Raw genomic sequence first — 15,442 nt, 5'->3', positions numbered from 1 at the left:
AACCTTTTTTTATGTAAAAAATAAAAGACTTTTAACTGCAACTCCTAACCAAGGAGCTAATTGTTTGGCAATTGGCTCTAACTTTTGCCAAATCCCTTGCCCTGCATTAAACGTTTCGTTCGTTTCTTTGAGGACTTTACTAGCTTTTTGCAAACTTGTTGCCGCAGTGTCTTTGTCTGGTTCTTTTTCATTAACTGCGTCGTTTGCATAATCCAGATGTTTCAGTGCTTGTTTCTTTTGGTCTTCTGGTAAATCTGAATTACGAAATATGGATTCAATTTGTGCCATTAATTCCGCAACCTCAGGTAAGGTCAATTCTTTCTCAGCCCCACCCTGAGTATTTTGCTGATTTTGGGTCATGTCGCCAGCAGCTTGTCCAACTTGAACACCTGAAAATTGACCGCCGTCAATATTGAGGGACATTCCTCCAGGATTTTTGGGCTGTGAGTTATCTTCTGCCATTTTATTTGCTTGATAAAAACATAATTTCAACTTTACTTCAAATAGAGCAGATAACTTTCCCGAATATTAAAAAAATTACGTATATACTGAGCTAATTACTACATTACGGATGGCAGCGTAAATTCACTCGTTCCCAGTTTCCACCTGCAAATGCAAGCTTCGCGGCTTTGCTTCAACTTTTATGTAAGCAAAACTTCTCCAAGTTTCATTCGTTGGTGGAGCTAGCTAACGAGAGATATATTCGTTTTTAGTTGTGAGACACAATACAAAGAAAGAACAATGAGAGAAGAACAAATAACCACAGCTATCTATGAACTTCCGTGAAGAGTTTAAACTGCTGCTACGCGCCCGCTATCCTTTGATTTATATTCCCACATACGAGGAGGAGCGGGTAGAAGCAGCTATCCGGGAAGAAGCAACCAATCAGGGTAATCGCCCAGTGTATACTTGGGATTTTGTCGATGGCTACCAGGGAAACCCCAATGATGTTGGGTTTGGGCGACGTAACCCGTTGCAAGCTTTAGAATTCATCGAAAAATTACCAGCTTCCGCACCTGCGGTATTGATTTTACGAGATTATCATCGCTTTTTAGATGATGTAGCGATCGCCCGCAAACTCCGCAATCTGTCGAGGCTTCTCAAGTCACAACCAAAAAATATTGTCCTACTGTCGCCACGCATCGCCATTCCTGACGATTTAACGGAAGTGCTGACAGTCGTCGAGTTTCCCTTACCCGCCGCCCCAGAAATTAAAACTGAGGTAGATCGCTTACTACAAAGTACTGGTAACTCGCTTTCTGGAAAAGTTTTAGATGATTTGGTGCGCTCTTGTCAAGGACTTTCAATGGAACGGATTCGCCGGGTTTTGGCAAAAGCGATCGCTACCCACGGCGAATTGCAACCAGAAGACGTGGATCTCGTTTTGGAAGAAAAGCGCCAAACTATCCGCCAAACCCAAATCCTGGACTTCTACCCCGCCACTGAGCAAATTTCTGATATTGGCGGACTGGATAACTTGAAAGACTGGCTGATTCGCCGGGGAGGCTCATTTACTGATAAGGCGCGACAGTACGGATTACCGCACCCCCGTGGTTTAATGTTGGTGGGTATTCAGGGAACTGGTAAATCGTTAACGGCAAAAGCGATCGCTCATCACTGGCATTTACCTTTGCTACGTTTGGATGTGGGCAGGTTATTTGGTGGTTTGGTGGGTGAATCAGAATCTCGCACTCGCCAAATGATCCAAGTAGCTGAAGCCCTCGCTCCCTGTATTTTGTGGATTGATGAAATAGATAAAGCCTTTGCCGGACTTGGTAGCAGAGGTGATGCCGGAACAGCCAGCCGTGTGTTTGGTACTTTTATTAACTGGCTAGCCGAAAAAACCTCACCCGTGTTTGTCGTCGCCACCGCCAACGACATCCAAGCTTTACCGCCGGAAATGCTCCGTAAGGGGCGATTTGATGAAATTTTCTTTGTGGGATTGCCCACCCAAGAAGAGAGAAAAGCAATTTATGATGTTCATTTATCCCGATTGCGCCCCCATAACTTAAAAAGTTATGACATTGAAAGGTTAGCTTATGAAACGCCCGATTTTTCTGGGGCAGAGATTGAGCAAACTTTAATTGAAGCGATGCATATTGGATTTAGCCAAAACCGCGACTTTGCTACCGACGATATTTTAGAAGCAGCCAGTCAAATCATCCCCTTGGCGCGAACTGCTGTAGAGCAAATTCAGCAACTCCAAGAATGGGCTGCTGCTGGGAGAGCGCGTTTAGCATCGAAACACAGTCCTTTAAGCGAACGCCTTCGGCGCACTACGTAAACCCGAAAAAAATGTAGAGACGTAGCACTGCTACTTCTCTATAAGGGTTCTCAATTACGCATATTTAATTTCACCAGATGTCTATTCAGCATAGCTACAATAATCAGTTAGTCAAAAGTCAATAGTTAATGATGAATTATTATGGACTATTGATACTGATGGGTTCTTGCTTCTCTACTCGTAACCCTTGAGAGCCAGTTCAACACCACTCCCCTGAATAGGGAGGCAGCGCTTTCTCTATGAGACGCTCCGCTTTGGCAAAAGCCTCTCGCACAGAAGCGGATTCCCCCATGAGCGACTGCCGTGGGAAAATACGCACGTGACTGGCTCACCTTCACCCTTGACTCTTGATAATTAGGTTTTAACTATGTTGTCTGGTTTTACAAAGTTTATACTGGGGTTTTTCTTAGCGATCGCTGTGTTAGTAGGTGGCGGCGTTGCAATTGCACTCTACTTCATGAATCGCACCGGCATATCCCCTGCCAAACCCGTTTTTTCCAATGATAGTCCCTCGGTGAAAGCCCAAGCTCCAAAAGCAACTAAGCCTGGAGAAGGTAAATCTACCCTTCCATCTGGGACTCAGGCTGAATCATCTCCAACCTCAACCTCTACTCCCACAGAATCACCAAAGGCTACCCCATCACCAAAACCATTGCCACCGGGAGCTTACCGAGGACGTGTTAGTTGGGCTGAAGGCTTGAGTTTGCGATCGCAACCAAATCAAGAATCTGAAAAGATTGGTGGAGTTGGTTTTAATCAAAAAATTATTATTTTGCAAGAAAGTGACGACAAATCCTGGCAAAAGATCCGTTTGGAAGGTAGCGAACAAGAAGGTTGGGTAAAAGCAGGTAATACTGAAAAAGTTGATCAACAATAGCCTAAAAAATCAGAGCAAATAGTAAAACCACAACATTTCTCACAAACAGGAGAGCAAGACCAAAAATGAGATGTGTTTACTCAATAGCTTCATCTGGAACTACTTGAGATTGCTTTCTTTGAAAACAGGAAGTATGTATCAATGTATCAATTGGAAGCTCAATTTGAAAAGTAGTTCCTTGCCCCTTGGCAGAAATACAGTTGAGCCTACCACCATGTGTTTGAACGACAATCTGATAGCTAATTGATAATCCTAATCCAGTTCCTTGTCCAACTGGTTTAGTTGTGAAGAAGGGATCATAGATTTTATTTTGTACGTCTTCACTAATGCCAGCTCCATTGTCGAAAATTTGAATATTGACCCAACCGACTTGATTAATGGTTGTTTTAATCCGAATGAAAGGTGTAAAACTGGACTTTGGTTTTAAGCTAATCAGCTTTTTTTCTAACACATCAATAGCATTTGCAAGAATATTGAAAAATACTTGGTTTAACTGTCCGGGATAGCAATTTACTAAGGGTAAATTACCATATTCTTTAATTACAAGAATTTCGGGTCGATTGTTCGGCGGATAACTAATACGGTTCTGAAGAATGAGCAGTGTCGAATTAAGCCCTTCGTGGATGTCCACAGCTTTCAATTGTGCCTCGTCTAGACGAGAGAAGTTACGCAAGGATTCCACAATATGCTTAATACGTTCGGCTCCGGCTTGCATTGAGTTGAGTAGTTTAGGTAAATCTTCTAGCAAAAATGGGAAATCAATAGACTTTAATTTCGCTTGAACTGCAAGCTCTGGTTCCGGATAATGTTGCTGATAAGTGTTGATTAATTCTAAGAGTTCCCGCAGATAAATTTCCGTATGAAAAAGGTTTCCGTAAATGAAGTTAGCAGGATTGTTAATCTCATGAGCAACTCCCGCTACTATTTGTCCCAAAGACGACATTTTTTCTGCTTGAAGAAATTGCAATTGAGCTTTCTGAAGTGCCAACATAGCTATCTCTAATTCTTCAGACCGAGACTCAGCTAGAGTAGCCAGCGCTTCTTGGTTTTGTAAGGCTTGTTTAAGACGTTCTTCGTTTTCTTTAAGATCAGCTGTTTTGACTAGTTGAACACTCAATTGTTCGTTGAAAAAAGATGTGAGCAGCGTCCATCCTAGAAGGAGTAATGTGAATAAGCCAATAATCGCAGCCATCCAATAAGTTGCAGCAGTATCAACTGCTGAAAACTCGACCGATTCGATGACTGAAAAATGGGTAGCCATCATCCCTATGTAGTGCATTGACGGAATGGCTGCACCCATGAGAATTGCACTGCCAATCCTCAAAAAGTGTCCTGTTACTGTACTATTAGCTCTGAGGTTAAATCCCAGCGAGAGGGCAACCAGTGAGATAAAAATAGCGATGTCTACGACGGGCTACGCCTACGCAATCGATAATGCAACCCCACTCAAGTTATATGACATTTTCACTGGTAAACGAATCGCAGCCATACCGATGTAGTGCATTGCACTAATCCCTATGCCCATCAGGAGGCTACCACTCAACAACCGCAGAATACCAAATTCTGGCTGGCTAACTAGGTACAGGGCTAATCCAGAGGCGAAAATTGCAGGTAGCACCGAAATCAAAACTGTTAACCAGTCATAGTCAATGGGAATCGGCAGACTGAACGCCAACATAGCAATAAAATGCATTGCCCAAATACCGATTCCCATTGCAATCGCTCCCCCTAGCAGCCACGGCCACTTTTGCTGCGATTTAGCGTCTGTTACTCTTATAGCTAGATCAAGTGTGGTATAAGCCGTAAGCATGGCAATGGCAACGGAAAATAAGACTAAGCGAATATCGTAGATACCGTGGAGCATTAGGTTGAATATTATCCGCGATTCAATGCAAGACTAGACTCATTATTTGTCTGCGTTGCTCATGCTCGAAACCCAAATGGGTATAGCAAAAATTTTGTCAGGCAAATAGAAAACGAGCCTCGAAAGCTTTACATTGCTTATTATTCCCCTTACAGAAGCTTGTGTATCACATTAGCTTGGGGAATTTCTTGTAAATAATCATACTAAAAACAAACATAATACAGAGCAAGTGGTACAATCTTGCATAGCCATAACTTGAAAAAAGCAAGTGAAAATAGGGGTAGATAGCTATTTAACCAAGCTTGCCTCAATCTACGAGGTATCCGAAAGCGTCAAGGTAGTTCCTACCGAAGCTAATTTCAAATTTTTGAATTGGAAAAATTTATCTAGCGGCGCAACGATGCGTTTTTTGTCTGTGGCTCTGATTACGGGGCTTGTGAGTGTTGCTGGGCAAGCTTTAGCACTTCAGAAAATAGGAAGTAATGGGCCTGAAGTTAGCAGTACCCAGAGATGTTTAAAAAAGTTAGGCTATTTTAACGGCCCGGTTACAGGTAAGTTTGCTGCCTTGACTAAAAATGCTACGATCAAGTTCCAGCAAGCCAATAGAATATCTGCTGATGGAGTTGTGGGTATTAGTACTCAAAGAGCCTTGCAACGAGCCTGTCAAGGTAGAAGTTCCAATAGAAATATCAGCGGCGCATCGCGCTCGCCAGTTGGTCAATATCCTACTCTTTCTCAAGGCAAAACTGGTGCAGCCGTCACAAGATTACAACAGCGTCTACGGCAGTTAGGCTACTTTAATACTAATCCGACTGGGAATTTTGGACGAATTACTAAAGATGCTGTAATTGCATTCCAGCGAAGTTATCGCATAACTGCTAACGGGATTGTGAATCGACAAACTTGGAACGCATTAATGGGTTCTTCTCCGACTTCAGGAAGATCGAGTCTTTCCACTCAACAAGTAAGAGAACTACAAGTGCGTTTGCGGCAGCTAGGTTATTTAAATACTAACGCCACTGGGAATGTTGGCTCAATGACTAGAGAAGCTGTAATTGCATTCCAGCGAAATAACGGACTACCTGTTGATGGCATTGCTAATGCCCAAGTTTTGGACTCAGTGCGTAGAGTCTCCACAGGTGGTATTCAACAACCAGGTAGAAGTTATCTAACTGTAGGCGATCGCGGAGAAAATGTCAGATCAGTTCAAGAGCGTTTGGCGCAGTTGGGTTTCTCTAATACCAATCCTGATGGACTTTTCAACGATTCCACCAGACAATCTGTGATTGCATTCCAGCAATCTTCTCAAATTAATTCTACTGGAAATGTAGATTGGCAAACTTGGGAAGCATTAGGGTTGAATGGTTCAACTAGGGGCAATTATACTCCAAATAATGATTATGTATTAGCTGACACTAATCGCTATGCATTACCTCCTGCCAATGACTATGTAGTACCTGTTACCAATGGCAATACATTAGTTGCTAATAATCCTTACAGAGTAATAATTCCCATTTCCAGTAATGATACTCTGAGTAAAGTACAACAATATATACCCAATGCTGTCGCGGAGCAATCCAATTTAGGGGATTATGTGAATGCTGGAGCATTTAGCGATCGCGCCCAAGCAGAAACGCTGACGAAAAAGCTCCGCTCATTAGGTCTTGATGCACGGGTAAAATACAATTAAATTGACAAGCTCAACTGCGAACCTTCTTGAGTTTTATTCACTTCAATCCTGGCTTGGAAAGCTTCTTTGAGGTGGGGCATGTGGGTAACAGTGAGGATACAGGCGAAATCGGAGGAGATCGCATTAATCGCGGCAATCAAGCGATCGCATCCTTCGGCATCTTGTGTACCAAAACCTTCATCCACAATCAACAATTGCAACGCCGCCCCCGCCCGTTGCGCTAATAGTTTTGCCAAAGCCAAACGGATGGCAAAGTTAATTCTAAAGGCTTCCCCACCTGAGTAAGTTTCGTAAGCTCGTGTTCCTCTAGAATCGGCGATTAAAATATCTAAGGTGTCTATCAGCTTGGCATTTTTCTTGGTTGATTTAGCACTGCGACCAGCTTTTTGTGTAATAAATTGTACATGAAACTGATTCCCACTCAACCGCGAAAGTAGTTTATTTGTCTCAGCTTCCAGTTGCGGCAATACATTCTCAATCATCAATGCTTGGATGCCATTTTTACCAAATGCTTGCGCTAATTCCTGGTAAACACGATATTCTTGCTTACAAGATTGTAATTGCTGCTGCTGTTGTTCATACTGAATTTGTAGCGTTTCTAGTTGATGCGCCAGCTGTTCTAAACGCCCCAACTTAGTTATTTGCTCATCGAGTTGCCGTCTGCGGATTGCTAACTGCTGCTCTAAAGCTTGAATTTGGGCAGATGGGTTAGCTGTTGCTTGTAGTTGCTGAATAATACTTTCAATTTGTCCGCCGAGTTTTTGGCGCTCCGTTACTCTGGCGCTTCTAGACTCCTCTAACTCTTGCAACCTCGTCTGGAGTTGCGGATACTGGTGCTGGGCTGATAGCAGTTGTTGATACCGCAAATGCCAAGATTGAGCTTTTTTTGCAGCCATGCGGAGATTGTTGTGTTGCTCAGAACTGTAGCCAATTTCAGTAATGTGACGCTCAAGAGCCGCGATTTGTTTAGCACATTCAGAATCAATCTGATCTTGCTGTATTCTGGCTTGTAATTGGGCAATTTGGGACTGGAGTTCTGGTTTTCGGGCTAATAGTTGCGCTTGTCGCTTAGTCGCATCTTTAATTTGCCCTTGTTTAATTTCTGCCCATCGCCACCGCTCAATTTCGCTCCGGGCGAGAGCGTGGTCTTGTTCATTATAATTAACTTGTTGCAAGTATTGGTCTAGCTGCCGGAGCTCGACTTGTTTATCGGCAGCGTAATCACCACCTTGGAGCGATCGCTCTAAATGCTGTTTTTCAGCAGCAATTTGTTGTAACTGTTGTTGCACATCAGTTGTTGCTTCTAACTGTGCTGCTAACTGTCCCCGTTGTTCGCGTAAACCATCGTAACCCGCCAATTGTTGGGATATATCGCGATATTCCTGCCTGAGTGTCTGAATTTCTTTATCAGACACAGCCAATTGTTCCCGCACTACCCAAAACTGCCCTTGAGTATCCTCTAACTCACTTTGGGTTTTTTCCACTACCCGACTCCAGTGATGTTCGTCTAAAGGACGCTCACATAATGGACAAAGTGCTTCAGGATTTTGCAGCATTTGCAATTTTTGCTCTAATTCTCCCAGCAATTTTTCATAATCCCGTTGGTGAGCTTGCAGACGTTCGATAAAATGCCGCCTTTCTTGCCCTTTTTCTTGGACTCGTTGCAGATAAACTCGCTTTTTCTCCAGTTCCTCAATCTGAATTGCCACATCCATCACCGCTTGTTGCAGTTGCGGTTGGCGACTGTGCTGGCGTTGCAATTGGTTCTCAGTACTTTGCAGTTGTTCGAGTCGCGCTACTAAACCAGCATGAGTCCGATCGAGTTGACTTTGTAAAGTTGCTCGTTGTTGCAACAAGGGAGTAACTTGCATTTGCAGTTGATCTAAACGAGCAACATGGTGACGAGCTGCGGCTAGTTGTGATAAGGCGGCTTCTACTTCACCCGACTTAGTGAGAGTTTGCTGAATGTCTCGCTCTTGTTGCTGCAAAGCTTCTAGCTGCGCTTGGGCTTGTTGCAGTTGCCGTTCGATTTCGTGAATTTGTTTGGTAAGCTGTTGTTGCTTTTGTTGGCGAGTTTGCCCAGCGCGGGTGTGTTCTTCAAATTTGACAGCAAAGGCTTCTTCTTGAGATTGTAGACTTTGATATTGGGCGTATCCAGCTTTAATCTCAGCTTCTTGGTGTAATATTTTTTCTAAATCTGATAGCTGAGAGCCAATAGCTGATTGTTCTTGTTGGAGGCGATCGCAATCTTGGGTAAGATTTTGGTATTGCTGCTTTATAAAATTGAGTTGTTGTTCCCAATTTTGGCGCTGGTGCTGGACAACTTGCAAACTTTGTAATTGAATATTATCAAAAGCTTGCACCTGTTGCAATTGGTTGAGTTCGGCTTCTAACTCCACTCTTTGCGCTTGGGTGATTTCGCGTTGTTGCAGCTGAATTTTTATCGACTCCAAAGAACGCTCTAACTCTACTGTCTGGGCTTTGAACTGACGAGAAGATTCCTTTGCCCGTTCTTCCAAATCATCATACTGATTGAGTTTCAACAACTCCGCTAAAATTTCTTTGCGTTCTGTGGGACGCTTGAGCATGAATTCATCTGCACGACCTTGACGTAAGTAGGCAGAATTAATAAATGTATCGTAATCGAGCTTGATGTGTTCTAAAATCAAATCCTGGGTTGCTCTTACCCCTTTGCCGGTGAGTGAGCGAAACCCAGATGGTATTTCTATTTGAAATTCGAGGACGCTAGTACCTCCCCGAATTCGGGTACGAATCACCCGATATTTTTGCTGGTTACTTTTGAAAGTAAAATCAACCCGAACTTCTTTTGCACCAGAATAGATGACATCATCTTCAACAGTGGCACGGCTTTCACCCCAAATTGCCCAAGTGATTGCTTCTAAAAGAGAAGATTTACCCGCACCATTGGAACCACAAATACAAGCCGTATGCAAACCGCCAAAATCTAAAGTTGCATAACGGTAACTAAGGAAGTTTTTGAGGAGAAGTTGTACTGGGATCATTCAGGCTATAGCGCCACATCTACTTTTAATAAATAACAGTACAGATGCACTGTTTGTTAGTTTAGCTATCTAGATATCAGGTTTCTAGTCTTGAAGACATCAATTTTACAAAATTTAACAATAAAATCAGCAAATTTTTCTTGTTGCATGAAAAAGTTTTGCTGTCTTTGGAGAAAAATAAAACTTATGTGGAGGTTTGTTGTTATTTCTGCCTCTTATCTGAGAGAAAAACATTTATAGAAGAGTGGCAATACTGCGTAGGTTTTGCCTAAAGAATCACTCTGGTGTAGGTTGGGGAGCCAGTGCGTTGGGCGGCTCTGCCGACTTGTTCGCGCAGCGTCTCCCCTTGGGAGAAGCAACTGGCATTTGAGGAACGTAGCAAGATCCCGCAGGGTAACCCAACAAACCAGACAAAATGTTGGTAACGCATTGTCTCAACCCAACATATAATATCAGGCGATGGCGTAGCCCAGAGCAGGCATCGCACTTTTGATCTCAATGTCTGTGTCTGAGCCGTCCCCCCTTCTTCATCGGGGAGACTACAGGGGGGTTAAAACGATCTCAAATTCTGCGCGTTTGATTTAGGACTGCTATATATCCTTGGACTCCATAAACCTGTCAGTTCACAGATAAGGACACTCTACTGCCGAGGCAAGGTCGTATCAAGTTATCCGGAAACTTCTCAACGTCTCCCCTCTATCAGGTTTCTGCGATGCGATCTGCTTTGCAGCAACGCTAGGCTAACGCCTCGCTTCGCTAACGTGATCGCTTTGGGCCCCGAATCATCCCTACTCAATCTTCCAATTAGGCGTATAACCAGAAGTAACTTGGCTATATATTTGCAAGACCGATGCAGAAATACGTCCTGAGAGTTTTGCGATCGCCCATAGCGCTCTTGTAAAATCATTTTCAATTGTTGAGAATTCGTCCAGGAAAAAGTTTATGGCAGATAAGTCCGGTCAAGACCCCTCGGAAATCCCAGTGGCAACGGTTGATGAAGAACGAAAAGGCGCAACTTTCAGCGGTACGGTCATCCTTGGTATAGATCCTGAGGGTGGGGCAGTCGTTTTCTTTAGAGACTTTTTAATTGAAGATTATAAAGGCGAACTTACCGCTTATCTGGCAACAGATGGCAATATAACAAAAAGCATTGATTTAGGCGAACTCGATCATAAAAGCCCCAGTTTTAAGCTGCCAATTCCGCTGGGAACGGATACATTACCCTACAATACAGTCGTGTTGAGCGACAAAAAAAGCAAGAAAAAAATCCTGACGATCAATCTATAAAATTTGTAACTTAGCTCGTAGTTCAGCCAAATTCGATTGCCCTCCTGTATAGATCTCAAATGGGTTCTATAAGCAACAGATACTTCAAAGTCGTTTTGAGGTACTTCAAAGTCGTTTTGAGGTACTTCAAAGTCGTGTTGAGGTACTTCAAAGTCGTTTTGAGGTACTTCAAAGTCGTTTTGAGGTACTTCAAAGTCGTTTTGAGGTACTTCAAAGTCGTGTTGAGGTACTCCAAAGTCGTGTTGAGGTACTTCAAAGTCGTGTTGAGGTACTCCAAAGTCGTTTTGAAGTACTCCAAAGTCGTTTTGAGGTACTCCAAAGTCGTTTTGAGGTACTCCAAAGTCGTTTTGAGGTACTTCAAACTTTGTCGCACCGCAATCAAGTACACAGGTGCGACGCCGAATAGCCCGCCTTCTCTACAAATCATCTTCAGATGCACCTAGTTATCAACTTTTGTACCAAGAAAGTTTTGTTTTAGTTAAAGCCGCTTCTTTAGAGGAAGCAAAAGCAAAGGCTTTAAATCATGGTAAAAATGAAAGTGTCAGCTATACAAATGAAAATGGAGAAACTATTACTTGGTCTTTGCAGCAAGTAGTAGACATAAATTCAGTTTTGGATGATGACTTTGATTCATCTGAGGATATTGTTGATTTATATGCTCGACATTTTCGGAACTATGAGGCTTACCAATCATTTGAGCCATTATTATCTCAAGAGCAATTTGGAGAATAGTTATAAAACCATGCGATCGCTCTTGTCGATTTTTATCACTGACCCAACAACGATCACAATACTGAAGCGATCGCATGATTTAATTTAGGTCTGTCATTAGAAAACGTCAATCGGGAATTAGACGCGCTGGGTGCTTATCGCAATGCTCGTGAACCATATCAAGCAATGGGACTTGATGCTAAAGTGCAAGATTGTAACAATGCAATTGAGTGTCTTTCTCAACTAAAAACGCCTGTAGTTTCTCGTCGTGATTTATGGCGTTGGTTGCGTCGGTTGTGGCGTTGGGTATACTCTTGGTTTCGGCGGTAATATTAATAACACTGAATCCGTTCAGGAAAAATATTCCGAGTTGTTCAAGAAAGGTTTAGATTGAATCTCTAAAAATATGAACAAGTAATTTTGGCAATTTGTAGACTAGTAAGATTCCAAATTAGAGCGCTAATATTACCAGGAGAAATAGCCGCTATGTCATCGGGTTAAAATTGATGTCTACGACGTGCTACGCCCACGCGATCGCTCCGACTTCCCATCATAATAAGTGCTTTTATCTCCGGAATACGCCTATAGACAGGTTTAAAAACAGTCAGAAACAAACTCAGTGAATCCTCGTCATTAAATACATCACATACACAAAGGACAACCCTCTTATGACTCGCCTACATCAATGGAAATCTGGTACTGCTGCACTTATGGCAATGGCGGTTACTACAACCGTTATTAGTCCCCTATTGAGCTTGGCTCCTGCTAATGCACAATATAGAATTGATCAAAACAGAACTGGACAATACGGAAACGCTACCATTCCTTCTGGAGTTGCTCTTCCTGTCACCTACGAAAAAGAGACAATTACTATTGCTCCTGGGGAAAGTAAATCTCTAACCTTGAGAATAGCCAACGACATTATTGACAGAAATAGAAATGTCTTAATTCCTGCTGGTACTAAAGTAAATGGACGGTTAGAACCTGTTGACTTAGATGGTTATTCCAGAGATAGAGATGATAACCAAGGAAAAGGCGTAAGGTTTGTGGCTCAAGAATTAGAATTTTCTAATGGTCAGCGTCAGTCGATTAATGCAACTTCTCGGACATACACCACAACTCAAAGAGTTAAACAGGGGCCCAACACCAGTCAGGTTTTAACTGATGCAGCTATTGGTGGGGGTGCTGGTCTTTTAGGTTCACTAATTACTGGCAACAACAGAATTGACGATTTAAAACCTGTTCTCGGTGCGGCTGCGGGTGCGGGTGCAAGTGTACTATTGCGGAAAAAAGAAGGAAATGCTTTTGTCATCAGACCAGCACAAGATTTGAGACTCACACTGAATTCTAACTTGAATTTAGTACCACAATCCCGCTACTAGATTTAACTTCATTCAAGTTGTGAATTTAATCATCCCTTATATGCGATCGCCACTTTAACTATAGTGTGCGATCGCCTTTATTTTTAACCCTAAAAAATTCTATTGAACAGCAACTATTCCACCTCTATATCGTCTTAATCAGTATCGATATTTATTGTAATACTTATTTAAAAGTTGGCTCTATTGTATTCTGTATCCAAAAGAGTATTCAAAATTATGGAATATCCTGATACTTTTGTTAAGTAGTAGCGATAAAGGAGCCTTTTCTTGTGGTAATTCAAGGTTTCGGTTTAAGCACATATCTTGCAATTCCCTTGGTATTAAGTTTTTTGGCTCAGGGAGAAAGTATAAAAGTATCTTTAGTTGAAAACGTCCGTCAGATATCCACAAACAAGGAAATGAGCCTATCCAGCCACGACAACCTAATCAGCAAGAATTCAACACCGAAAACATACTATGTTAGTGGTAGTGGAAACGACAATAATAGCGGACTCTCTACTTCATCCGCTTTTAGGACAATTCAAAAGGCAGCAGGCCTTACCAACCCTGGCGATACAGTGTTGATTATGAACGGAGTATACACAAATACAGGCAAAGCTGGGAGTGTAGTAAATATTAAACGTTCTGGAACTGCAAATGCATGGATTAAATATAAAGCATATCCTGGGCATTTCCCAAAAATTCAGCACAATACATGGAATGGGATCGCGATTTCAAGTGGAGCTTCATATATCGAGATCAACGGGCTAGAGGTTATAGGAAACAATGCCAATATAACCCTTGATTATGCGATGAGTGAGAAGACTAACAAACAAAACCCACTGACAAATGGAAACTGTATCAACGTTGACGGACGAACGAATGGTCATGTTCATCACATCCGTATTTTGAATAATAAAGTGCATGACTGTGGAGGAGCAGGTATTTCAGCGATTCAAGCAGACTATGTGACAATAGATAATAATGTGGTATTTAATAATGCCTGGTATGGTGTTTATGGTTCTAGTGGGATTTCAATGTTGAATAATTGGAATTCTGACAACAACCAGGGATACAAGATGTATGTTACGAACAACAAGACTTACAACAATCGCATGTATATCCCTTGGATTGCAGTCGGAGCGATCACAGATGGTAATGGCATTATTATCGATAGTACAAGAAATGATGAAAACTCAAAATTGGGTGCATATAAAGGACGTACTTTAGTTAAAAACAATCTTGCCTTTAATAATGGTGGTTCAGGAATTCATGCATTTTTAAGCGAGCATGTTGATATTGTCAATAACACAGCTTTTTTAAATAATCAGAGTCCAGAACTTAATGGTGGGCAAATATTTGCTCATACCTCATCTGATGTCAGAATTCTCAGGAACATTCTCTATGCTTTTCCTGGAAAGAATATTAATAACAACACTAAAAACCAAAACGTTGTTTATGATTATAATATCTATCTCAATAGTTCTAAGATAAGTGTTAAGGGGCCTCATGATATTGTTGCAGACTCAGAGTTTTTAAGTAAGCATCCCGCTATCGAAAAAATATCTGACGATTGGAAATCACAGCCAGAGAAACAAAATCCGCCAACGCGGACTTCTATAGCGGCTAACTCAGCAGGTTTTGTTTGCGATCCAGTGAATTATCCTTTGCAAGACAAACTCATCACAGTGGGATGCTCCCCGCTATCTTCAACTCAAACTGCTTTTTCTGATGTTTCATCTAACTATTGGGCGGCACAATTTATTCAACAATTGTCTCAGCAAGGTGTAATTGCCGGATTTCCTGATGGTAGCTTCCGGCCAGAAGAACCGGTGACACGCGCCCAATTTGCCGCGATGATCGACAAAGCTTTCCAAAAAGCCCAGCAACGGCAGGCAATCAATTTTACTGATGTACCCAGCAACTATTGGGCATCGAGTGCGATTGGGCAAGCTTATACCATTGGTTTCTTATCTGGTTATCCTGGAAATCGCTTTGAACCTAATCAAGCTATACCCCGCGAGCAGGTTTTGGTTGCCCTAGCTAACGGTCTGAAATATAGTCCCAGTGGCAATACCGAAAGCACTCTGCAATACTTCAACGATGCCTCTAACATCGCTAGCTATGCCCGTAGCCCGATCGCAGCAGCAACCCAAAAGCAAATTGTGGTGAACTATCCGAATGTAAAGTTACTGAATCCAACCGCAACTGCCACTCGCGCCCAGGTAGCAGCTTTTATCTACCAAGCATTGGTTAGTTCTAATCAAGCCTCAGCAATTAACTCGCCTTATGTTGTGTTAAAACTTAGCAATTAACTCGCCGTATAGAGTAGTTGTCGGGTCTAC

The 15,442-nt window shown here is 42.3% G+C and carries 13 protein-coding genes and 1 pseudogene; 8 read left to right on the top strand and 6 right to left on the bottom strand.

Annotation, left to right across the window (positions count from 1 at the left end):
• Positions 1-9 precede the first annotated feature (9 nt).
• Entirely contained in the window at positions 10-462 is a 453-nt protein-coding gene (locus tag NLP_RS28210) for a hypothetical protein (protein ID WP_234017102.1), read from the bottom strand.
• 310 nt (positions 463-772) lie between these two features.
• Here NLP_RS28210 and NLP_RS28205 point away from each other — a divergent pair, with 310 nt between their 5' ends.
• Both NLP_RS28205 and NLP_RS28200 read left to right on the top strand, forming a co-directional pair.
• Positions 773-2,284 (top strand): AAA family ATPase, encoded by a 1,512-nt coding sequence (locus NLP_RS28205; protein WP_104909205.1) that lies wholly within the window; start codon positions 773-775, stop codon positions 2,282-2,284.
• A 367-nt stretch (positions 2,285-2,651) separates the two neighbouring features.
• On the top strand, positions 2,652-3,161 hold the full coding sequence (locus NLP_RS28200; protein ID WP_104909204.1) for an SH3 domain-containing protein: 510 nt from the start codon (positions 2,652-2,654) through the stop codon (positions 3,159-3,161).
• 76 nt (positions 3,162-3,237) lie between these two features.
• On the opposite strand, the gene NLP_RS28195 is transcribed toward NLP_RS28200, so the two are convergent.
• Together NLP_RS28195 and NLP_RS28190 are read right to left on the bottom strand one after the other, a co-directional pair.
• Positions 3,238-4,485, bottom strand: a complete 1,248-nt coding sequence (locus NLP_RS28195) for a sensor histidine kinase (protein WP_234017101.1) — start codon at positions 4,483-4,485, stop codon at positions 3,238-3,240.
• Between the two features lie 96 nt (positions 4,486-4,581).
• Positions 4,582-5,025, bottom strand: a complete 444-nt coding sequence (locus NLP_RS28190) for an MHYT domain-containing protein (RefSeq protein WP_104909202.1) — start codon at positions 5,023-5,025, stop codon at positions 4,582-4,584.
• 268 nt (positions 5,026-5,293) lie between these two features.
• Here NLP_RS28190 and NLP_RS28185 point away from each other — a divergent pair, with 268 nt between their 5' ends.
• Entirely contained in the window at positions 5,294-6,715 is a 1,422-nt protein-coding gene (locus NLP_RS28185; protein ID WP_234017100.1) for a peptidoglycan-binding protein, read from the top strand.
• Here the strand turns inward: NLP_RS28185 and sbcC are convergent.
• Complete coding sequence (gene sbcC / locus NLP_RS28180) at positions 6,712-9,738, bottom strand: exonuclease subunit SbcC (protein WP_104909201.1); 3,027 nt, start codon at positions 9,736-9,738, stop codon at positions 6,712-6,714. The genes NLP_RS28185 and sbcC overlap by 4 nt on opposite strands.
• A gap of 268 nt (positions 9,739-10,006) precedes the next feature.
• Entirely contained in the window at positions 10,007-10,168 is a 162-nt protein-coding gene (locus NLP_RS33700) for a hypothetical protein (protein ID WP_158680559.1), read from the bottom strand.
• A gap of 512 nt (positions 10,169-10,680) precedes the next feature.
• Between NLP_RS33700 and NLP_RS28175 the strand changes: the two genes are divergently transcribed.
• Positions 10,681-11,025, top strand: coding sequence for a hypothetical protein (locus NLP_RS28175; RefSeq protein WP_104909200.1), 345 nt, complete (start codon positions 10,681-10,683; stop codon positions 11,023-11,025).
• Positions 11,026-11,080: 55 nt separating this feature from the next.
• Here NLP_RS28175 and NLP_RS28170 read toward each other — a convergent pair whose 3' ends face one another.
• Positions 11,081-11,413, bottom strand: a complete 333-nt coding sequence (locus NLP_RS28170) for a hypothetical protein (RefSeq protein ID WP_104909199.1) — start codon at positions 11,411-11,413, stop codon at positions 11,081-11,083.
• Between the two features lie 2 nt (positions 11,414-11,415).
• Between NLP_RS28170 and NLP_RS28165 the strand changes: the two genes are divergently transcribed.
• The 4 genes and pseudogenes from NLP_RS28165 to NLP_RS34415 all read left to right on the top strand — a co-directional run.
• Positions 11,416-11,757, top strand: a complete 342-nt coding sequence (locus tag NLP_RS28165; protein ID WP_104909198.1) for a DUF4288 domain-containing protein — start codon at positions 11,416-11,418, stop codon at positions 11,755-11,757.
• A 165-nt stretch (positions 11,758-11,922) separates the two neighbouring features.
• Positions 11,923-12,066, top strand: coding sequence for a hypothetical protein (locus NLP_RS35265; protein WP_234017099.1), 144 nt, complete (start codon positions 11,923-11,925; stop codon positions 12,064-12,066).
• A gap of 338 nt (positions 12,067-12,404) precedes the next feature.
• Positions 12,405-13,118, top strand: coding sequence for a conjugal transfer protein TrbI (locus NLP_RS28155; RefSeq protein WP_104909197.1), 714 nt, complete (start codon positions 12,405-12,407; stop codon positions 13,116-13,118).
• Positions 13,119-14,764: 1,646 nt separating this feature from the next.
• Positions 14,765-15,394: pseudogene (locus NLP_RS34415) on the top strand (S-layer homology domain-containing protein); the annotation flags it as partial.
• Between the last annotated feature and the right edge of the window lie 48 nt (positions 15,395-15,442).

Origin of the sequence: Nostoc sp. 'Lobaria pulmonaria (5183) cyanobiont' (assembly GCF_002949795.1) — a bacterium.
Classification (GTDB): domain Bacteria; phylum Cyanobacteriota; class Cyanobacteriia; order Cyanobacteriales; family Nostocaceae; genus Nostoc.
Note: the sequence above shows the minus strand (reverse complement) of the source record. Positions and strands in the feature narration are given on the sequence as shown.

Excerpts from the sequence above, each read along its gene's own strand:
- NLP_RS28210 (WP_234017102.1), bottom strand. The coding sequence starts at position 462 with ATGGCAGAAGATAACTCACAGCCCAAAAATCCTGGAGGAATGTCCCTC.
- NLP_RS28205 (WP_104909205.1), top strand. The coding sequence starts at position 773 with ATGAACTTCCGTGAAGAGTTTAAACTGCTGCTACGCGCCCGCTATCCT.
- NLP_RS28200 (WP_104909204.1), top strand. The coding sequence starts at position 2,652 with ATGTTGTCTGGTTTTACAAAGTTTATACTGGGGTTTTTCTTAGCGATC.
- NLP_RS28190 (WP_104909202.1), bottom strand. The coding sequence starts at position 5,025 with ATGCTCCACGGTATCTACGATATTCGCTTAGTCTTATTTTCCGTTGCC.
- sbcC (WP_104909201.1), bottom strand. The coding sequence starts at position 9,738 with ATGATCCCAGTACAACTTCTCCTCAAAAACTTCCTTAGTTACCGTTAT.
- NLP_RS33700 (WP_158680559.1), bottom strand. The coding sequence starts at position 10,168 with ATGCGTTACCAACATTTTGTCTGGTTTGTTGGGTTACCCTGCGGGATC.
- NLP_RS28175 (WP_104909200.1), top strand. The coding sequence starts at position 10,681 with ATGGCAGATAAGTCCGGTCAAGACCCCTCGGAAATCCCAGTGGCAACG.
- NLP_RS35265 (WP_234017099.1), top strand. The coding sequence starts at position 11,923 with ATGGGACTTGATGCTAAAGTGCAAGATTGTAACAATGCAATTGAGTGT.
- NLP_RS28155 (WP_104909197.1), top strand. The coding sequence starts at position 12,405 with ATGACTCGCCTACATCAATGGAAATCTGGTACTGCTGCACTTATGGCA.